At 70.7% G+C, this 19,301-nt stretch carries 19 protein-coding genes; 12 read left to right on the top strand and 7 right to left on the bottom strand.

Going from position 1 to position 19,301, the window contains the following annotated elements:
• Window positions 1-198: 198 nt before the first annotated feature.
• A complete protein-coding gene (locus tag ACWDZ6_RS02690; RefSeq protein ID WP_451501474.1) occupies window positions 199-813 on the bottom strand; it encodes a TetR/AcrR family transcriptional regulator in 615 nt (204 codons plus the stop codon).
• Between the two features lie 135 nt (window positions 814-948).
• Between ACWDZ6_RS02690 and ACWDZ6_RS02685 the strand changes: the two genes are divergently transcribed.
• A complete protein-coding gene (locus tag ACWDZ6_RS02685; RefSeq protein WP_451501372.1) occupies window positions 949-1,086 on the top strand; it encodes a hypothetical protein in 138 nt (45 codons plus the stop codon).
• On the opposite strand, the gene ACWDZ6_RS02680 is transcribed toward ACWDZ6_RS02685, so the two are convergent.
• Window positions 1,073-2,680: a DHA2 family efflux MFS transporter permease subunit gene (locus ACWDZ6_RS02680; RefSeq protein WP_451501371.1), complete on the bottom strand. Its 1,608-nt coding sequence runs from the start codon at window positions 2,678-2,680 to the stop codon at window positions 1,073-1,075. The genes ACWDZ6_RS02685 and ACWDZ6_RS02680 overlap by 14 nt on opposite strands.
• Before the next feature lie 162 nt (window positions 2,681-2,842).
• Between ACWDZ6_RS02680 and panB the strand changes: the two genes are divergently transcribed.
• The 3 genes from panB to ACWDZ6_RS02665 all read left to right on the top strand — a co-directional run bounded on the left by panB (window position 2,843) and on the right by ACWDZ6_RS02665 (window position 5,781).
• Window positions 2,843-3,703, top strand: coding sequence for a 3-methyl-2-oxobutanoate hydroxymethyltransferase (gene panB / locus ACWDZ6_RS02675; RefSeq protein WP_451501370.1), 861 nt, complete (start codon window positions 2,843-2,845; stop codon window positions 3,701-3,703).
• 207 nt (window positions 3,704-3,910) lie between these two features.
• Window positions 3,911-4,933, top strand: a complete 1,023-nt coding sequence (locus tag ACWDZ6_RS02670; protein ID WP_451501369.1) for an ATP-binding cassette domain-containing protein — start codon at window positions 3,911-3,913, stop codon at window positions 4,931-4,933.
• Window positions 4,930-5,781 (top strand): ABC transporter permease, encoded by an 852-nt coding sequence (locus ACWDZ6_RS02665; protein ID WP_366732189.1) that lies wholly within the window; start codon window positions 4,930-4,932, stop codon window positions 5,779-5,781. The genes ACWDZ6_RS02670 and ACWDZ6_RS02665 overlap by 4 nt, the downstream gene beginning before the upstream one ends.
• Before the next feature lie 13 nt (window positions 5,782-5,794).
• Here the strand turns inward: ACWDZ6_RS02665 and ACWDZ6_RS02660 are convergent, their stop codons facing one another.
• Window positions 5,795-9,211 carry an AfsR/SARP family transcriptional regulator gene (locus ACWDZ6_RS02660; RefSeq protein WP_451501368.1) on the bottom strand — a complete coding sequence of 1,139 codons (3,417 nt, stop codon included), beginning with the start codon at window positions 9,209-9,211 and terminating at the stop codon, window positions 5,795-5,797.
• A 127-nt stretch (window positions 9,212-9,338) separates the two neighbouring features.
• On the opposite strand from ACWDZ6_RS02660, the gene ACWDZ6_RS02655 reads away from it, so the two are divergent.
• Window positions 9,339-10,145: a site-2 protease family protein gene (locus ACWDZ6_RS02655; RefSeq protein ID WP_451501367.1), complete on the top strand. Its 807-nt coding sequence runs from the start codon at window positions 9,339-9,341 to the stop codon at window positions 10,143-10,145.
• Between the two features lie 33 nt (window positions 10,146-10,178).
• Here the strand turns inward: ACWDZ6_RS02655 and ACWDZ6_RS02650 are convergent, their stop codons facing one another.
• Both ACWDZ6_RS02650 and npdG read right to left on the bottom strand, forming a co-directional pair.
• The gene (locus tag ACWDZ6_RS02650; protein WP_451501366.1) at window positions 10,179-10,358 is read right to left on the bottom strand and encodes a hypothetical protein; all 180 of its coding nucleotides are present in this window, start codon (window positions 10,356-10,358) and stop codon (window positions 10,179-10,181) included.
• Window positions 10,359-10,430: 72 nt separating this feature from the next.
• Window positions 10,431-11,144: an NADPH-dependent F420 reductase gene (npdG, locus tag ACWDZ6_RS02645; protein ID WP_366732193.1), complete on the bottom strand. Its 714-nt coding sequence runs from the start codon at window positions 11,142-11,144 to the stop codon at window positions 10,431-10,433.
• 95 nt (window positions 11,145-11,239) lie between these two features.
• Between npdG and ACWDZ6_RS02640 the strand changes: the two genes are divergently transcribed.
• Window positions 11,240-11,845: a hypothetical protein gene (locus ACWDZ6_RS02640; protein ID WP_451501365.1), complete on the top strand. Its 606-nt coding sequence runs from the start codon at window positions 11,240-11,242 to the stop codon at window positions 11,843-11,845.
• 257 nt (window positions 11,846-12,102) lie between these two features.
• Here ACWDZ6_RS02640 and ACWDZ6_RS02635 read toward each other — a convergent pair whose 3' ends face one another.
• A complete protein-coding gene (locus ACWDZ6_RS02635; protein ID WP_451501364.1) occupies window positions 12,103-12,336 on the bottom strand; it encodes a hypothetical protein in 234 nt (77 codons plus the stop codon).
• A 58-nt stretch (window positions 12,337-12,394) separates the two neighbouring features.
• Here ACWDZ6_RS02635 and map point away from each other — a divergent pair, with 58 nt between their 5' ends.
• A complete protein-coding gene (map, locus tag ACWDZ6_RS02630) occupies window positions 12,395-13,252 on the top strand; it encodes a type I methionyl aminopeptidase (RefSeq protein ID WP_366732196.1) in 858 nt (285 codons plus the stop codon).
• Window positions 13,253-13,329: 77 nt separating this feature from the next.
• The gene (locus ACWDZ6_RS02625) at window positions 13,330-14,073 is read left to right on the top strand and encodes a biliverdin-producing heme oxygenase (protein ID WP_451501363.1); all 744 of its coding nucleotides are present in this window, start codon (window positions 13,330-13,332) and stop codon (window positions 14,071-14,073) included.
• Here the strand turns inward: ACWDZ6_RS02625 and ACWDZ6_RS02620 are convergent.
• Window positions 14,063-14,734: a PhzF family phenazine biosynthesis protein gene (locus tag ACWDZ6_RS02620; RefSeq protein WP_451501362.1), complete on the bottom strand. Its 672-nt coding sequence runs from the start codon at window positions 14,732-14,734 to the stop codon at window positions 14,063-14,065. The genes ACWDZ6_RS02625 and ACWDZ6_RS02620 overlap by 11 nt on opposite strands.
• A gap of 289 nt (window positions 14,735-15,023) precedes the next feature.
• Between ACWDZ6_RS02620 and efeO the strand changes: the two genes are divergently transcribed.
• From efeO to ACWDZ6_RS02600, 4 genes are read left to right on the top strand one after another with little or no spacing between them, the layout of a single operon-like run.
• Window positions 15,024-16,163 (top strand): iron uptake system protein EfeO, encoded by a 1,140-nt coding sequence (gene efeO, locus ACWDZ6_RS02615; protein ID WP_451501361.1) that lies wholly within the window; start codon window positions 15,024-15,026, stop codon window positions 16,161-16,163.
• Window positions 16,164-16,179: 16 nt separating this feature from the next.
• Complete coding sequence (efeB, locus tag ACWDZ6_RS02610; protein ID WP_366732199.1) at window positions 16,180-17,427, top strand: iron uptake transporter deferrochelatase/peroxidase subunit; 1,248 nt, start codon at window positions 16,180-16,182, stop codon at window positions 17,425-17,427.
• A gap of 15 nt (window positions 17,428-17,442) precedes the next feature.
• Window positions 17,443-18,402 carry an iron uptake transporter permease EfeU gene (efeU, locus tag ACWDZ6_RS02605; protein ID WP_451501360.1) on the top strand — a complete coding sequence of 320 codons (960 nt, stop codon included), beginning with the start codon at window positions 17,443-17,445 and terminating at the stop codon, window positions 18,400-18,402.
• Complete coding sequence (locus ACWDZ6_RS02600; RefSeq protein ID WP_451501473.1) at window positions 18,320-19,273, top strand: hypothetical protein; 954 nt, start codon at window positions 18,320-18,322, stop codon at window positions 19,271-19,273. The genes efeU and ACWDZ6_RS02600 overlap by 83 nt, the downstream gene beginning before the upstream one ends.
• Window positions 19,274-19,301 lie beyond the last annotated feature (28 nt).

The raw sequence follows: 19,301 nt of genomic DNA, 5'->3' as shown, positions 1-19,301 counted from the left end.
TCCTCACTGCCTTGCCGTCACGCCGCCCTCGCCGTTGACCCTAGGCGATGACGGGCGTTTTCCTGCCGTCGCCGGACGGCCGTACTGCCTCGATGACGACAAGGCGGCACGCGGGGTTCCGGCTTACGGGCCGGGCAGGGACGCTGTGACAGAACACGCACACTTCCCATCGCGGGAAAAGCAGCGCGGAAAGGCTGTTCAGAGGGGTGGGCGCACACCGTCCAGCACGGCGTCGACGATCCGTTCCGCGGCCCCCTCGCCGGGGGTTCCGTCCGGCCGCAGCACGGTCCTTACCAGCATCGGGCCGACGAAGAGATCGCCGAGCAGATCGAAGTCGACGTCGGCCCGGATTTCGCCGTTCGCGATCCCGCGCCGCAGCACTTCATCCATTCGCTGCCGACGCGGGAGTACCGAAGTGCGGTGGTACATGTCCCACAGTTTGGGATAACTCTGCATCTGCGCGAAGACGTTGTGCAGCAGGGCCGAGGAGCGTTTGGCGAGCCCGCGCTGCCGCATCATCTCGAGCATCGCGACGAGATCGTCGCGGACCGAGGCGCCGGGCAGCGGCGGGTCCACCGGTTCCATCGAGCGGACGACATCGACGAAGAGGGCCTCCTTGCCCTCCCAGCGGCGGTAGATGGTGGCCTTGCCGACTCCGGCGGTGCGGGCTATCCGCTCGATGGAGAGTTCCGAGAGGGGTACGCCGTCTTCGAGAAGGTGCACGACCGCCTCGACGATCGAGCGCTCGGCGGCCTCGCTGCGGGGCCGTCCGCGCCGCCCCGCGGCGGAGGAGGCCGACCCGGGCCCGGACACGGCGGCGGACGCACCGCCGGAGACGCCCGGCACCGGGGCCACCCCGGAAGCCGGTGCCGCTGCGGCGGGCCCCGCGCCGCGGGTCGGGCTCTCGCGGCGGGCGGCGGGACCGGCAGTGCGGCCGCGGTTGTCCTGGTGGTCGCTCACCGGCACGTCCGGTCCGCCCTCGTCATCGTCATCGTCATCGCCCGTCTCGTCATCGTCATCGCCCGTCTCGCCATCGCCATCGCCATCGCCATCGCCATCGCCATCGCCATCGTCATCGTCCGCTGACGGGCAGCGCCCGCCCCGGAGCGCCTTCGGGGCTCTCCCGTTCCGGCTCGGGTTCTCCGTCCGGCAGGAAGACCGCCACCACCAGCGCGCCGATCAGCGCCACACCCGTCGAGACCAGCGCCGTCAGATGCATCGCGTGCAGGAACGCCTCGTTCGCCGGGATGATCAGCGCCTTTCCGGCCGGGCCGAGTCTCTCCGCGGCCGCGAGCGTCGCCTCGATCGATTCGGCCGCGGCATGGCGGGCGCTGCCCGGGACTGCCGAGAGGTGCCCCTCGATCGCCCCCCGGTACTGCGTGGACAGCAGCGAACCGAGCACCGCGACACCCAGTGCCCCACCGACCTGGCGGAAGGTGTTGCTGACCGCCGAGCCGGATCCCGCCTTCTCACGGGGCAGCGACTGCATCACCGAGACCGTCACCGGCGGCGTGATGAGCGCCATCGCCGTGCCCTGCACCAGGAGGACCACTTCGATCCCCCACAGCGGGGTCGAGACATCGAACATCACGAAAGCGCTCAGCACCATGGCGACCAGCAGCATGCCGACCGTGCACACCTTCCGCGCCCCGAACCGGCCGACGATCAGCCGTGCGCGCAGTGCTACGACCATCTGCGCCACGGCCATCGGCAGAATGAGCAGGCCCGCTTCCAGCGGGCCGTAGCCGCGCACGCTCTGCAGATAGAACGCGGAGAAGAAGGTCACGCCCGTCAGCGCGAAGAAGACCAGCGCGATCGCGGTGACCGCCGCCGCGAAGGCCGGCCTCTTGAAGTAGGTGATGTCGATGGCCGGATGGTCGCTGCGCCACTCGTGGAGTACGAAGCAGACGAGTACCACCAGACCGCCCAGCATCGGCAGCAGCACCGACGGCGCCGAGAAGTCCGCCAGCTCGCCGCCGCGGATGATTCCGTACACCAGCAGGATCAGCCCGATGACGGACAGCACTACGCCGAGCGGGTCCATACGCCCGGGGTTCGGGTCTCGGGAGTCCGGCAGGAGCAGCGCCATCGCGATCAGCGCGACGACCACGACCGGCACGTTGATCAGGAAGATCGAGCCCCACCAGAAGTGCTCGATGAGCAGCCCGCCGGTGATCGGGCCGATGGCCATGCCGACGCCGACGCTGCCCGCCCAGATGCCGATGGCCCTGGGCTGCTCGTGGCGCTCGAACACGTCCATCACTACGGCGAGGGTCGCCGGCATCACGAAGGCCCCGCCGAAGCCCATCACCGCGCGGTACGCGATGAGCTCGTCGGGCGAGCCGGAGAACGCCGCGAAGGCCGAGCCGATGCCGAAGACGGCGACGCCGAAGAGCAGCACCTTCTTGCGGCCGATGCGGTCCCCGAGGAGACCCGCGGTGAAGAGAAGTCCGGCGAAGACGAGCGTGTAGGAGTTGATCGCCCACTCCAGCTGGCTCTGGGTGGCCCCGATGCCGGTGGGCTCGGGACCGGCGATCGTCTTGACGGCCACATTCAGAATCGAGTTGTCCAGCACGACGATGAGCAGGCTGAACATCAGGACCGTGAGGATCGCCCAGCGGCGGCGGTGGACGGCATCGGGTATGCGGGGTACGGCAGGTGCGGCGGACGCTGTCGACATGTACCTCAGCCTGAACCTATTCCGATACGAGACCGTCTCGTATAGGAAACACAGTACCGAACGGACGGGTCCTCTTCCGCCGGAGCGGCACGAGGTGCCACCATGTAGGGGATCCGGGGACGCCGTCAGGGCGCCTCGAGATGACGAAGGAGCCGTTGAGCCATGACGCTTCAGGCTGCCCCGAAGCCCTCCGACAGCAGCAAGGCGCTGTACGGCGGCAAGGGCACTCGCCGTATCACCGTCCACGACATCGCCGCCGCCAAGGAGCGCGGTGAGAAGTGGCCCATGCTCACCGCCTACGACGCGATGATCGCGTCCGTCTTCGACGAGGCCGGTATCCCGGTCGTGCTCGTCGGCGACTCCATGGGCAACTGCCATCTCGGCTACGAGACCACCGTGCCCGTCACGATGGACGAGATGACCCTGCTCTCCGCCGCCGTCGTACGGGGCACCAAGCGCGCCCTCGTCGTCGGCGACCTCCCGTTCGGTTCGTACCAGGAAGGGCCCGTCCAGGCCCTGCGCAACGCCACCCGGCTGGTCAAGGACGCGGGCGTCGGCGCGGTCAAGCTCGAGGGCGGCGAACGCTCACTCGCCCAGACCGAGCTGCTGGTCCAGGCCGGTATCCCGGTCATGTCGCACCTCGGCCTGACTCCGCAGTCCGTCAACACCATGGGCTACCGGGTGCAGGGTCGCGCCGACGAGGACGCGCACCGGCTGCTCCGTGACGCCAAGGCGGCACAGGACGCGGGCGCCTTCGCGGTAGTCCTGGAACTCGTACCGGCCGAGCTGGCCGCCGAGGTCACCCGCAGTCTGCACATCCCGACCATCGGCATCGGCGCGGGACCCGACACGGACGCTCAGGTCCTCGTCTGGACCGACATGGCGGGCCTTACGGGCGGGAAGGTGCCGCGCTTCACCAAGCAGTACGCCGACCTCCGCCGGACGCTCGGCGACGCCGCCCGCGAGTTCGCCGAGGATGTCGTCGGCGGGGCGTTCCCGCAGGAGGAGCACACCTTCCACTGACCACCTCCGGTACAGACGACAGCCCGCCGATCATCCCCCGTCGGCGGGCTGTCGGCATGAGTCCCCCAGTGCCCCCGTACGGGCTCGCGGCTCCGGCCTGCCTCCTCTGAGGCATCGCGGGCTTGTCGACCATGTGTCGGTGGCTCGTCGGCCGCTCGTCGGCGGCTTGTCGGCGGCTTGTCGGCGAGGCCGGGCACCGTTGACGGCATGACGCGAATCGACAAGAACCCAGACGGCGGCACGGGCAACGCCGTCGAGGTGCGGGGGCTGGTCAAGCACTACGGCGAGACCAAAGCGCTGGACGGCGTGGACCTGGACGTGCGCGAAGGCACCGTGCTCGGTGTCCTCGGCCCCAACGGCGCCGGCAAGACCACTCTCGTACGCTGCCTCTCCACGCTCGTCGCCCCCGACGCCGGCCACGCCACGGTCGCCGGCTTCGACGTGGTGAAGCAGCCGCGGCAGCTGCGCCGCACCATCGGCCTCACCGGCCAGTACGCCTCCGTCGACGAGAAGCTCTCCGGCTGGGAGAACCTCTACATGATCGGGCGGCTGCTCGATCTGTCCCGCAAGGACGCCCGCAGGCGCGCCGACGAGATGCTGGAGCGCTTCTCGCTCACCGAGGCCGCGAAGCGGCCGGCACTGCAGTACTCCGGCGGTATGCGCCGCCGGCTCGACCTGGCCGCCTCGATGATCGGGCAGCCGGCCGTGCTCTATCTGGACGAGCCGACGACGGGCCTCGACCCCCGTACCCGTAACGAGGTCTGGGACGAGGTGCAGCGGATGGTCGCGGAGGGGGCGACCGTGCTGCTCACCACCCAGTACATGGAAGAGGCCGAGCAGCTCGCGAGCGAGCTCACCGTCATCGACCGCGGGCGGGTCATCGCCAACGGCAAGGTGGACGAGCTCAAGGCGAAGGTCGGCGGCCGCACCCTGCAGATCCGGCCGAGCGATCCGGCGCAGCTGCCCGCGATGGCCCGTGCGCTGGGCGAGTCGGGACTCGACGGGATCGCCGGTGCGACGGTCGTGCCCGACGACGGCCTGCTGTACGTACCGATCCTCAGCGATGAGCAACTGACCGCGGTGGTCGGACTGCTGGGCACGCGCGGCTTCGGTATCGCGCACATCGGCACGCATCTGCCCAGCCTGGACGAAGTGTTCCTGGCCATCACCGGCGAGAAGGCCCCGATGTCAGCGGGCTCCGACACGATTCCCGAGGAGGCCGCCGCATGAGTACGGCGACTGCCACCACCACCGCCCAGTCGCCCGCGCCCGCCCCGGTGAAGAGCGCGCCGGCCGGCGAGGGCAGGATCGGCCTGCGGGCCAATCTCCGGCACATCGGCGCGCTGGTGCGCCGCAACGCACTGCAGATCAAGCAGGACCCGGAGTCGATGTTCGACGCCGTACTGATGCCGATCGTCTTCACGCTGCTGTTCGTGTACGTCTTCGGCGGTGCGATCTCCGGCAAGGGCAACCAGCAGGAGTACGTCAACTACGTGATCCCGGGCCTGATGGCGATGCAGGGCATGAACATCGCCATGGCCGTGGGCACCGGCGTCAACGACGACTTCAAGAAGGGCGTGATGGACCGTTTCCGGTCCATGCCGATCGCCCGCTCCTCCGTCCTCATCGCGAAGATCGTGGTCGAGGTCGGCCGGATGCTGGTGGCCACGACCATTCTGCTCGGCATGGGCTTCCTGCTCGGCCTGGAGATCCACACCTCGGTCCTCGAACTGCTCGCGGCGGTCGGCCTGTCCATGGTCTTCGGCGCCTCGCTGATGTGGATCTTCATTCTGCTCGGTCTCACCATGAAGACGGCCCAGGCCGTCCAAGGAGTGGCCATGCTCGTACTGATGCCGCTGCAGTTCGGCTCGTCGATCTTCGCACCGCCGACCACGATGCCCGGCTGGCTGCAGAGCTTCACCGACTACAACCCGCTGTCCAACCTCGCCGACGCGGCCCGGAGCCTGATCAATGGCGGTCCGGTCGCCCACTCCGTGTGGATGACGCTCGGCTGGGCGGCGCTGATCACCGTGGTCACGGCGCCGCTCGCGGTCGCCAAATTCCGCAAGAAGACCTGACCCCGACATGGCGTCACACGAGGGCGGCTGCCTCATCGACGGTGAGGCGGCCGCCTTCGGCATAGGCGGACTCGTACGCCGCGTCCCCGAGGACGGCGCGCACGGCCGCCTCGGCGTCGGCCCGGGTCTCCCGCTCGTGCCGGGGCGCGAAATGGCCGGGCGGCACCAGGGCGTCGGACGCCCCGATGATCCGGGCCGCGTCACGCGCGCGCTCCGGCCGGCCCAGGGCCAGTGCCTGGGCCACTGTCACCATATGAATCGAGCGCATCTGCGGAGCGACCATCAGGGTCAGCGGGTCCTGCGCCCTGGCCAGCGCGAAGCGCGCCCTCTCCAGCGCCAGCTCGTACTCGCAGTCGAGCAGGTCCAGCCAGCCGAGGAAACCGGTCACCATACCCTCGAAGATCGCGAGGGTTCTGGAACGGAACTGCACCATCAGCAGCTCGATCTCCGCGCGGGCCTCCTGGACGCGACCGTTGCGGCCCAGCCACAGGGCGAGGAACATCCGGGCCACGGCCGACGACTCGTTGTTCGCGGCCCCGTGGTCGGCCAGCACCTCGCGGACGAGTGCCTCGCCCCGCTCGCCCTCCCCCATTTCCATCAGGACGCCGGCGAGGCGGGAGCGCAGCACCGCCGTCTGGGCCTGCGCCCCGATCTGCTCCGCGTACCCGATGGCGGCCGTGAAGTCCTCTGCCGCGAGCGGGTAGGCGCCGATGCGCTCCCGCGCCTCACCACGCGCGGACAGGGCCTCTGCCGCGCCCCAGAGATCGCCGAGCCGGATGAAGATCTCCAGGGCCTCTTCCGCGTCGCGGGACGCCTCGGCCGCCAAGTCGCTCCGGTTGGCGAGGACATTGGCCCGTGCCTGGAGGGTTGCGGCGAGCTCCCACTCGTATCCGTACCCGCGGCAGGCCTCGATGGTCTCCTCGAGCATGGCTTTGAGCTGATCTCCGTCCCCGGTCAGCAGAACGGCGAAGAACCAGAGCGAGCCCGGAGGCCGGCAGGTCTGCGGCAGCCCCGGCCGGTAGACCTGGGTGACCGCGCGCAGCCGGTCCAGCTTCTGGGGCGAGGTCCATTCGTCCATGTCGTAGTCCATGAAGATCATCCGGATCATCGCCGCGCCGCGCCGGGCCTCCTGAAGCAGCTCGGACGACATGGGCGGTGGCGCGTCCGTGAACCGTTCGGTGATCGGCGGGGCGGGCTCGACGGGCTGCTCGAAGGGGTCGGGGCCGAGCTCGCCCGCGGCCGTGGCCCAGTGCCGGCCCTCGGTGCGCAGGTCCCGCATCTGCCAGTACCAGGACAGGCAGAGGGTGAGGCAGAGCGCCTCGTGCTCGTCGCGGGCGGCGACGGCGCGGCGGAGCGCGGAGCGCAGGTTCTCGTACTCGAGCTGGAAGCGGTCGACGGCGGCGCGCTGCCCGTGGCCGCGCAGGAGGGGGTCGGTTCTGCGGGCGAACTCCCGGTAGTGAACGAGGTGTTGCCGCTCGACGGCGGGGCGCTCGCCGACCTCGTCGAGGCGTTCGGCGGCGTACTCGCCGACGGTCTCCAGAAGCCGGTAGCGCATCTCGCCGTCGGGGGCGGGGGCGGCGACGACGAGGGACTTGTCGATGAGTGAGCCGAGGGCGTCGGCGACGTCGAGCCCGCCCGGGTCCGCGCACACGGCCTCGGCGGCCGGGAGGTCGCTGCCGCCCGCGAAGACCGACAGCCGCCGCAGGACGGCGCGTTCGGGGTCCTCCAGGAGGTCCCAGGACCAGTCGACGACGGCACGGAGTGTCTGCTGACGCGGCAGTACGGTGCGGCTGCCGCTGGTCAGCAGACGGAAGCGGTCGTCCAGGCGGTCGGCGATCTGGCGCGGGGTGAGCATCCGCAGCCGGGCGGCGGCGAGTTCGATCGCGAGCGGGAGTCCGTCGAGGCGGCGGCAGATCTCGGCGGCCGCGGCGGCGGTGGCGTCGTCGGCGTCGATACGGAAACCGGGCCTGGCGGCCGCGCCCCGCTCGGCAAGCAGCCGCAGCGCCATCGGGTCGGGCAGCGGGTCCACCGGTCGCACCAACTCGCCCGGTACGCCCAGTGGTTCCCGGCTGGTGGCCAGGACGGTGAGACCGGGGCAGGTCTCCAGCAGCCGCTCGGCCAGGGTGGCGGCGGCTCCGACGACGTGCTCGCAGTTGTCGAGGAGCAGCAGCATGCGGCGACGAGAGCAGTGCTCTGCCAGCCGTACGAGGGCGTCGTCGGCGTATCTCTCGGCGGCCCGCATCTCCTCCGCGCCGGCGCCACGCAGCACGGTCTCGCGAGCGCCGAGCGCGGTGAGGACGGCCTCGGGGACGTTCTCCGGGTCGTCCACGGGCGCGAGTTCGGCGAGCCAGACCCCGTCCGGCCACGGGCTCTGCGCATCGGCCGCGACCCGTTCGGCGGCCTCCTGCGAGAGCCGGGTCTTCCCGGCACCGCCGGGCCCGAGCAGGGTGACGAGGCGGGCGCGGCCGAGGTCTCCGTGGATGGTGTCGATATCGGCCTCGCGCCCGACGAACGAGGTGAGCCGGGCACGCAGATTGCCGGGACGGGTCCGCCCCCGCTCGACCGCCGTGCCGGAGGACGCGTCCTCGCCGAGCGGCGGGGTCCCGGGACGCGTCCGGAGCGGGGCGGTCGCGGCTCCGGTTCCCGGAAGGGGCGGCGCCGGGGAGGGACCGCGCCCCGAGGACGTCCCTGCCGCGGCTGCGGAAAGATCCGGTCGCAGCAACTCCGCGTGCAGCGCCCGCAGTTCATTGCCCGGGTCCGCGCCGAGGCTGTCCGCGAGATCCGCGCGCACCCCCTCGTACGCCGCGAGCGCCTCGGCGGCGCGGCCGGCGTCCCGCAGTGCCCGGATCCGCAGCGCCTGCAGCGGCTCGTCCATCGGACGGGCCTCGCACAGCGCGACCAGCTCGGGCAGCGCCTCCTCCGCCCTGCCCAGTGCGAGCGCGGCCGCCAGCCGCGAGCGGCGGGCGTCCAGCCGACGGGCCTCCCAACGCGCCGCCTGCGCCGAGCGGTCCGGCAGGTCGGCGAGGACCGGCCCCTGCCAGAGAGCGAGCGCGTCGTCGAGCAGCGTCGCCGCCTTCACCGCGTCGCCCTCCTCCAGCGCCCGCGCCCCCTCCCCCGCGAGCCGGTCGAAACGGTGCAGGTCCACGTCCTCGCCGTGCGCGCACAGCCGGTAGCCGCCGCCCTCCGCCGAAGCCACCGCCGCGTGCCCCAGCGCCCGCCGCAGCCGCCCGACGAGCGCCTGCACCGCGCCCACCGCGTCGGCCGGCGGGTCGCCGTCCCACACCTCGTCGACCAGGAGGCCGACCGGGACTGTACGCCCGGGCCGCAACGCCAGCACGGCCAGCAGCGCACGCAGCCGCGCGCCACCGAGCGCGACGGGCGTGCCGTCGTCGTGAAGTGCCTGAGTGGTACCGAGAACCCGATAATGCACCCGCCCATTGTCACCGCTGCGCAGCAATGTCCGCGCAGCAGGAACCCGGATGCATGCGTGGGTCGTTCTCCCCAGGCCACCGGTACGGTCGGTCCGCATGCCCGCCACATCCCCAGGAGCCGCGCCCATGACCACCGCCACCTCCCGCCACAGCGACCGGCGGATCAGTCCCGTCTTCCTCGGGATCGTCGCCGTGATGGCGGTGACGGGCTGGGCGGTGTGGACGGACTTCGCGTCGAGCCCCGGTCTGGCCGTCTTCCTCTTCGTCACCTCGGCGTGGGTCGTCTCGCTCTGTCTGCACGAGTACGCACACGCCCGCACCGCGCTGCACGGCGGTGACATCACCATCGGCGCGAAGGGCTACCTGACCCTCAACCCGCTCAAATACACGCACGCGTTGCTGAGCATCGTGCTGCCCGTACTGTTCGTGATTATGGGTGGTATCGGCCTCCCGGGCGGCGCGGTCTTCATCGAGCGTGGCCGGATCAAGGGGCGTTGGAAGCACAGTGCGATCTCGGCGGCCGGCCCCCTGACGAACGCGCTGTTCGCGGTCGTCTGCACCGCGCCGTTCTGGCTGGGCGCACTGGACGGGGTGCCGCTGGTCTTCCGCTTCGCGCTCGCGTTCCTCGCGCTGCTGCAGGTCACCGCCGCGATCCTGAACTTCCTGCCGGTGCCGGGCCTCGACGGCTACGGCGTGATCGAGCCTTGGCTCTCGTACAAGATCCGTCGCCAGGTCGAGCCGTACGCGCCCTTCGGGCTGCTCGCCGTCTTCGGCATCCTGTTCATCCCCGAGGTGAATCACGCGTTCTTCGACGCGATCGACGCGATCCTGCGGGGGCTGGGTGTCGGCCAGGCGGAGACGTACTGCGGTCAGGACTTCTACCGCTTCTGGAGCGAGCGGAACCCGGTCTGCGCCTCGATCGTCAGCCAGTAGGCCCGTCGGCCTGCGGCCCGGTCCGCCGGCGCGCTAGTCGGTGGCCGCGCGCCCGGCCCTCGCCCGGCGCAGGTAGTACCAGGCCATGTTCGAGGCGAGCCCGGCGACGAGCACCCACACGATCCCGAGCGAGCTGCCCCGCACGAAGGACACCACGGCCGCGACCACGGCGAGGGTGCAGACGATGAGGGAGTACAGAGCGAGGCGGGGCATGGGGTACGGCTCCTGTCGGGATGCTGTGCGTCCCGACCAGTGTCCCCCATGCCCCGCCGTGTCCGGCGACGCCTACACGTCGGTGACGCGCAGACCCGCGTGTGCCTTGTAGCGGCGGTTCACCGAGATCAGATTGGCGACCAGCGACTCCACCTGGTGGGCGCCGCGCAGCCGGCCCGCGAAGACTCCGCGCATGCCCGGGATACGGCCCGCCAGCGCCTGCACGATGTCGGTGTCGGCGCGCGCCTCGCCCAGCACCATCACATCTGTGTCGATCTCCTCGATCGAGGGGTCCTGGAGCAGTACGGCGGACAGATGATGGAAGGCCGCGGTGACCCGCGAGTCCGGCAGCAGGGCGGCGGCCTGCTCGGCGGCGCTGCCCTCCTCCGGCTTCAGCGCGTATGCGCCCTTCTTGTCGAAGCCGAGCGGGTTGACACAGTCGACGACGAGCTTGCCGGCGAGTTCCTTCTGCAGCGCCTCGAGAGTCTTGGCGTGCCCGTCCCACGGCACCGCCACGATCACGACATCGCTGCGCCGCGCGCACTCGGCGTTGTCGGCGCCCTCGATGCCGAGCCCGAGCTCGGTGGCCGCCGTCTCGGCACGTTCCACGACCCGGGACCCGATGATCACCTTCTGCCCGGCCCTGGCCAGCCGGTACGCGAGCCCGCGCCCCTGGTCGCCGGTGCCGCCGAGGACGCCGACGACCAGGCCGGACACGTCGGGAAGGTCCCAGGGGTCCTTTGCCGGGGCCTTCGGCGCGGTGCCTGCACTGTCAGTAGAAGTCATGGGCCCGACTTTACTTGCCGGTATCGGCTCCCGATCGGGTGAGGCGTTGGCGAACGGGGCACGCCGGGCGCGGCCGTGGGGCAGGATGCCGGGGCATGGATGCCGTACGCGTCGCGCTGCTGCGCGAAGTCCTGGCAGGTACGCACTGGCCGGCGGCGACCCGGCGGTTCGCGGGGGTGCTGCGGTCCTCCGTGGTGCCGCAGGGCGGCGGGCTGCTGCTGGTGGGGACCGAGGAGTACGAGCCATGGCATCTGTCCGCCCATCTGGTGGACGAGGCGGCGTGGTCCGGGCAGCCGGAGCTGGCGCCGACGCTCGTACGGCACCGGGTGCGGCCCGGGGACCCGGCGCAGCTGGCCGTCGGGCTCGGCAGGCTGGCGGCGGCGCGACGGGGCGAGACCCTGCTGGTGGTGGCGCCCGCACGGCCGGACGCCGGGCTGCTCGAGCGGGTGCACGACGCACGGCGGGCCGGGGCGACGGTGCTGGCGCTGGACGGCGGGGACCCGGAGGTGCACGGTCTGGCGCACGAGGTGCTGACGGTGACCGCCCAGGCCGACGAGGTCGACATCGACACCGTGCAGCACCTGGTCAGCGCGGCGACCGGGGAGAACAGCCTGCCCGCGCCGCGCGGCCGGCGCAGCTTCCGGGACCGGCTCTCGCGCCTCGCCGACCAGCTGACCTCGCCGCCGCCGGCCCGCTGGTAGAGGCGGTACGCCGGAGCCGGTCGCGGCGGGCCCGCGCCGCGGCGGACACTCCCGCTCCGCGGACACCGGAGGGCTGACGTCATGCCCGTCCGGCGCCCGGGGCCGCGTCCGGACGGCATCCGTGGATGCGGGGGCCCGCCCCCGGTTCAGGGATGGGCGGGCGGGGGGAAGCGCCGCGGGCGCCCCGCGCCCCAGGACCGGGGCCTGGGCCGAGGCCCTGGGGCGGGTCGTCGCCGCACCGGACGGCCGGTCGCCCCCTACGCGGGGTCGTCGCCGGACGTCGCGGACTTGTCATGCCACCTCGGGTCGTTCTCCCACTCGAGATTGCGCTCACGCGCACTCTCCATCGCGTGCTCCGCCTCCTCGCGGGTGGCGTACGGCCCGAAGCGGTCCTTCGCCGGGCACTCCGGGCCCTCTTCGACCTTCTTGTGCTCCAGGCAGTAGTACCACTCGCCCGGCTTTCCGACCGTGCGCTTCTTGAACAGGGCCATCGTCGGCTCCTTCCTCTGGGGCCATGCTGCCCCATCACCCCTGGTTAGACTCGCTGGCATGTCTGGCCAGTCGCTGCTCGTACCAGGGGAGCTCTCTCCCACCCGCTCCGTCCCCGGAAACATCCGGCGCCCCGAGTACGTCGGAAAGCCCGCGCCGACGCCGTACACCGGGCCGGAGGTCCAGGACCCCGACACCGTCGAGCGGATGCGCATCGCGGGTCGCATCGCCGCGCAGGCGATGGAGGAGGCCGCCAAGCACATCTCGCCCGGCGTGACCACGGACGAACTGGACCGGGTCGCGCACGAGTTCATGTGCGACCACGGCGCCTACCCGTCCACGCTCGGCTACCGCGGTTTCCCCAAGTCGCTCTGCTCCTCGGTCAACGAGGTGATCTGTCACGGCATCCCGGACTCCACCGTGCTGCGCGACGGTGACATCGTGAACCTCGACGTCACCGCGTACATCAACGGCGTGCACGGCGACAACAACGCCACCTACCTCTGCGGCGACGTGGACGAGGAGTCACGGCTGCTGGTGGAGCGGACCCGGGAGTCCCTCAACCGCGCCATCAAGGCGGTCAAGCCGGGGCGCCAGGTCAATGTCATCGGCAGGGTCATCGAGTCGTACGCCAAGCGCTTCGGCTACGGCGTCGTCCGTGACTTCACCGGGCACGGGATCAACTCGTCCTTCCACTCCGGGCTGATCATCCCGCACTACGACGCGGCGCACGCGACCACCGTCATCCAGCCCGGGATGACGTTCACGATCGAGCCGATGCTCACGCTCGGCACGCACGAGTACGACATGTGGGACGACGGCTGGACCGTGGTGACGAAGGACCGCAGGCGCACGGCGCAGTTCGAGCACACGCTGGTGGTGACGGAGACCGGGGCGGAAATTCTCACCTTGCCGTGACCGTCACAAGGCGTAGGGTTTTTACCGACAGGACGTCGGGAACACATTGGCTCAGGCAAGCCTGAGCAGGAAGACCGATGCCGGCAACCGTCTTCGCCGTCATCGCCTCCTTTCCCGTCCCCACCGGTCCCTGGAGGCCCGCCTTGGACGCCACCGCCGCCGGCAGCGCCAATGGAACGCCCTTCTCGACGCTCATCCGTGTCGCCTCGCACGAGCAGCACACCGAGGCGGAGACCTCGACCTTCATGAGCGATCTGCTCGGCGGCCGGCTGGGCGTGGCCGCGTACGCGCGCTACACCGAGCAGCTGTGGTTCGTGTACCGGGCACTGGAGGAGGCGGCGGGGACACTGAAGGGCGACCCGGTCGCCGGGCCGTTCATCCGGCCGGAGCTGATGCGCACCGCGGAGCTGGAGCGCGATCTGGCGCATCTGCGGGGGACCGACTGGCGCGCCGGGCTCGCTCCGCTGCCCGCCACCGCCGCGTATGCCGAGCGGATCGCGGAATGCGCGCGGAGCTGGCCCCCCGGATACGTCGCGCATCACTACACCCGCTACCTCGGGGACCTCTCCGGCGGCCAGGTCATCCGCGACACGGCGGAGAAGACGTGGGGTTTCACGCGCAAGGGCGACGGGGTGCGGTTCTACGTCTTCGAGGAGATCACCAACCCGGCGGCGTTCAAGCGGCGTTACCGCGAGCTGCTGGACGCGGTGGACGCGGACGATCTGGAGAAGCAGCGGATCATCGACGAGTGCAAGCGGGCGTTCGACTTCAACGGAGCGGTGTTCCGGGAGCTGGGAGCGGAGTTCCCGCTCAGCGCATAGCAGGAACGGGAACGGCGAGGCGTACGCGGCCGCCGATCTCGATCGTGTCGTCGGGGCCCGGGGCGGTCAGGATCTGCGACCCCCGGCCCTGCGTGATGTTCAGTGCACGGCCGAGCCGGTCGGTGAGCAGCAGGGCCGCGGCCCCGGTCGCCTCGTCCTCGTCGATGCCGTCGTCACGTCCGGGGAACGCCCGCGCCCGTACCCGGCCCGCGGCCTCGTCCTGCCACCCCCAGGCGTAGATCCACTCCCCGGGCGGCGGCACCTCCAGTGCGTCGACCTCGGCAGCCGATCCGTACTGCCGCAGCGTGCGCGGCGGCGCCCACTCGGCGCGCGCGGTGATCCAGGTGAACTCCCCGTCCTGGCGGACCCACACCTCACCGGCGGGCGGATTCACGGCCTCGAGGTCCAGCAGCCAGGCGGCACCGACGAGGGGATGCCCGGCGAAGGGCAGCCGGCGGCCCGGGGTGTAGATGTCGACCACACCGCGCTCCGGGTCGTCGACGAAGACGGTCTCGCTGAAGCCGAGTTCGGCGGCGAATGCCTGCCGGGACGCCTGGTCGGGGTAGCGGCGGGAGTCGCGTACGACACCCAGCGCGTTGCCGTGGCGGCCGTCGGCGCCGCAGAAGACGTGGAGTACGTCGAGCACGTCGAGTTCGTTCACTCCGGCATTCAAGCATCAGAGCCCCCGGGAGTGCCCGTACCGTCGCCGAGCCCGCCGGGCTCCCCTTCGGCGTCTCCACCGATCAAAACAGGTCACTTGACCATTACTTGACCCCCCCGTGCCAGTGCCGTGAGCACCCCGTGATCTCGCCGTGTTTCTCCGCGCGGGTGAGAGCTGAATCACTGGACAGGTGGGTATCGGTCAGGTAAGCCTCGGTTAAGTTAGGTCCGCCTCACCGTCCCCCGGGCCGGCTGTCCGTCACCCGTAACCCTTCCATCGTGGAGTCCGTATGCGACCCGTCCGTCTCTCCGTCGTCACCGCCGCCGCGACCGTGGCAGCCCTGACCGCCGTCACGGGCTGCGCCGAGAAGAGCGATGCCAAGGGTGGCGACGGCGCCGTCCAGGTCACCGCGAAGGATGACTCCTGCGAGGTGTCGAAGAAGGAGTTCCCGGCCGGCCATGTCCAGCTCGACATCGAGAACAAGGGCTCCAAGGTCACCGAGGTCTACCTCCTCTTCCCGGACGACCGCATCGTGTCCGAGCTCGAGAACATCGGCCCCGGCCTGAAGCGCAAGCTCACCGCCGAGGTGAAGGCCGGTACGTACGAGATCGCCTGCAAGCCCGGCATGAAGGGCGAGGGCATCCGTCAGACGGTCACCGTCACCGGCGGCAAGGCCGTCAAGCGCAGCCCCGAGATGGACAAGGCCGTCGCCGAGTACCGCACCTACGTGCAGGCGCAGGCCGACGAGACCATGCCCAAGGTCAAGGTCTTCACGGACGCCGTGCAGGCGGGCGACATCGAGGCCGCGAAGAAGGCGTACGCCGACTCCCGTATCGGCTGGGAGCGCACCGAGCCGGTCGCCGAGTCCTTCGGGGACATCGACCCGAAGGTCGACCTCCGCGAGGACGGCCTGGAGAAGGGCCAGAAGTGGACCGGCTGGCACACGCTCGAGAAGGCGCTGTGGCAGGACAAGAAGATCGGCGCCGAGGAGAAGACCCTCGCCACCACCCTCATCACCGACCTGACCGCCTGGCAGAAGAAGGTCGGCAAGGCGGACATCACCCCGACCTCCATGGCCAACGGCGCCAAGGAGCTGCTCGACGAGGTCGCCACCGGCAAGGTCACCGGTGAGGAGGAGCGCTACAGCCACACCGACCTGGTGGACTTCAAGGCGAACGTCGAGGGTGCGCAGAAGTCGTACGAGCTGCTCAAGCCGGTCGCCTCCAAGAACGACCCGAAGCTCGTCGCCGAGCTGGACAAGCAGTTCGCGGCGCTGAACAAGCTGCTCGACAAGTACCGCAAGAGCCCGGCCTCCTACGAGTTCACCTCGTACGAGAAGGTTGGCAAGGCGGAGCGCAAGGAGCTCTCCGACGCGGTCAACGCGCTCGCCGAGCCCCTGTCCAAGCTCGCGGCCGCGGTCGTCAAGTAACCAGGGGGATCGATACATGTCCGAGGAAACTGACGCCCAGGCTCCGTCCCGTCGTTCACTGCTCGGCTGGGGCGGTGCGGGCCTCGCGCTCGGCGCCGCCGCGGCCGGCGGCGCGGCTGTCGCCCTGACCGGCGGGGACACCGCCGTGCCCGCCGCCGAGAGCGGCGCGGCCGTGCCCTTCCACGGCGCGCACCAGGCCGGCATAGCCAGCGCCGTGCAGGACCGGCTGCACTTCGCGACCTTCGACGTGAAGACGAAGGACCGCGCCGAGCTGGTCCAGCTGCTCAAGGACTGGACGCGGGCCGCGGAGCGGATGACGGCCGGGCAGGCAGTCGGCGAAGGCGCGTTCGGCGGTCTCGCCGAGTCGCCGCCGGACGACACCGGCGAGGCGCTCGGCCTCAAGCCGTCCCGGCTCACACTCACCATCGGCTTCGGCCCCTCCCTGTTCGCCAAGGGCCGTTTCGGCCTTGAGGGCAAGCGCCCGGCGGCCCTGGTGGAGTTGCCGGCGTTCCCCGGCGACAATCTCGACCCGGCGCGCAGCGACGGCGATCTGTGTGTGCAGGCCTGCGCGGACGACCCGCAGGTCGCGGTGCACGCGATCCGCAATCTCGCCCGCATCGGCTTCGGCAAGGTCGCGGTCCGCTGGTCGCAGCTCGGCTTCGGAAAGACCTCGTCGACAACGCCGGACGCCCAGACCCCGCGCAACATGATGGGCTTCAAGGACGGCACCCGGAACGTCGCCGGGACGGACTCGGCCGCACTCGACAAGCATGTCTGGGTGTCCGAGAAGGACGGCTCGGGCTGGCTGGCCGGCGGCTCGTATCTGGTCGCGCGCCGGATCCGGATGAACATCGAGACCTGGGACCGCACTCCGCTCAGCGAGCAGGAGGACATCTTCGGCCGCGACAAGGGCGAGGGCGCGCCGGTCGGCAAGGCCAAGGAGCGCGACGAGCCCTTCCTCAAGGCGATGCTGCCGACCGCGCATGTGCGGCTCGCGCACCCGGACACCAACGGCGGCGCGAAGATCCTTCGCCGCGGCTACTCCTTCACGGACGGCACGGACGGCCTGGGCCGCCTGGACGCGGGCCTGTTCTTCCTCGCGTACCAGCGGGACATCCACAAGGGCTTCATCCCCGTGCAGCGCTCGCTGGCGGCGAACGACGCCCTCAACGAGTACATCCAGCACGTGGGTTCGGCGCTGTTCGCCGTCCCGCCGGGCGTCCGGGACAAGGACGACTGGTGGGGCCGGGCGCTGTTCTCCTGACCTGAAGGGACCGACGTGTTCGGCAACTACCTGATCGGCCTGCGCGAAGGCCTCGAGGCCAGCCTGGTCGTCTGCATCCTGATCGCGTATCTGGTCAAGACGGAGCGGCGCGATGCGCTGCGTCCGATCTGGACCGGCATCGGGGTCGCGGTCGCCATCTCGCTGGGCTTCGGTTTCGCGCTCGAATTCGGCTCGCAGGAGCTGACGTTCGAGGCGAAGGAGATGCTCGGCGGCTCGCTGTCGATCGTTGCCGTGGGCCTGGTGACCTGGATGGTCTTCTGGATGCGGCGCACCGCGCGGCATCTGAAGTCCGACCTGCACGGCAAGCTGGACGCCGCGCTGCAGATGGGCACGGCCGCGCTCGTCGCGACCGCCTTCCTGGCGGTGGGCCGCGAGGGACTTGAGACGGCGCTGTTCGTCTGGGCGTCGGTTCGGGCCAGCAGCGACGGTTCGTCCGCGCCGCTGACCGGTGTGCTGCTCGGTATCGCCACCGCGATGGTGCTGGGCTGGCTGTTCTACCGGGGCGCGCTGCGGATCAACCTGGCGAAGTTCTTCACCTGGACCGGCGGCATGCTGGTGATCGTGGCGGCCGGCGTCCTGGCGTACGGCGTCCATGACCTCCAGGAGGCGCGCTTCCTCGGCGGTCTGGCGGACAAGGCCTTCGACATCAGCGCGACGATCCCCCCGGACAGCTGGTACGGCACACTGCTGAAGGGTGTCTTCAACTTCCAGCCCGACCCCACCGTCATCCAGGTCACGGTGTGGGCGCTGTATCTGATCCCGACGCTCGGGCTGTTCCTGGCCCCGGTAGGGTTCGGACGGTCAGTGGGGGTCGAGGAGCAGAAGGCAACCGATGAGAAGGCTGGGTCGGGCGGCGGCGGGGCTCGCGGCGATGACGGTGCTGTCCCTGACGGCGAGCGGGTGCGTGACGGTGCACGGGGAACGGGAAGTCGTTCCGTCGGCGACAAAAGCTGAGGCCGCACAGGCGCTCAAGGATTTCGCCGAGGCGTACAACGCGGCCGACAAGGCCTATGACCCGGCCCTCGACGCGGGCCGGGTCACCGGTGCCCTCGGTGCCATCAACCAGGCCGGGCTGAAGGCACGCAGCGTCAACTACCCGGACGGCAATCCGCAGCATGTGCCGCTGGAGCTGACGGACGCGAAGTACACCATCCCGAAGAAGGCCGGCTGGCCGCGCTGGTTCGTCGCCGATGTCGACTCCAACCGCGACCGGGACAACGGCAATCTGGACAACCGCTGGGTGCTGGTCTTCGTACGCAACGGCGTGGACCAGGTGTGGGAGGCGGCGTATCTGACGATCCTCTCCCCCAGCAGGATTCCGGCGTTCAGGACCGACAAGGACGGCTGGGCCGAGCCTGTGGCCCCGGACAGCGCGGCGCTGGCCGTCGCTCCCCGCAATCTGAGCGAGGAGTACGCCTCGTACATGCAGAACGGGAAGCCGGAGCACTTCAAGGACGGGCCGCACACCTCGGGCTGGCGCGATTCCCGCAAGAAGGACGCGAATCTGCCGGGGATGTCGACGCAGTACATCGACCAGCCGCTGGACAGCGACGACTTCGCGCCGCTCGGGCTGACCACCGAGGACGGCGGCGCGCTGGTCTTCTTCGCCGTGCGCAACTACGAGCGGCAGACGGCCGCCAAGGGGCTGCGGCTGAAGGTCCACCCTGATGTCAAGGCGCTGCTGACGGGGGATGTGAAGTCCACGGTCACCAAGGAGCGGGTCTCCAGCCAGGCGGTCGTGGTGCCGCCGGGCGGCGGCGCGGACGCCGGGAAGGTCGATGTGCTGGGCCGGTTGACGGGACTGACGGCGGCCAAGGGCTCGTAGCGGCACGGGGTACGGGAAACCCGTAGCG

It is taken from the genome of Streptomyces sp. NPDC002926, assembly GCF_053591755.1.
The sequence above is the reverse complement of the archived record's forward strand: the minus strand, read 5'-3'. Positions and strand labels throughout refer to the sequence as shown.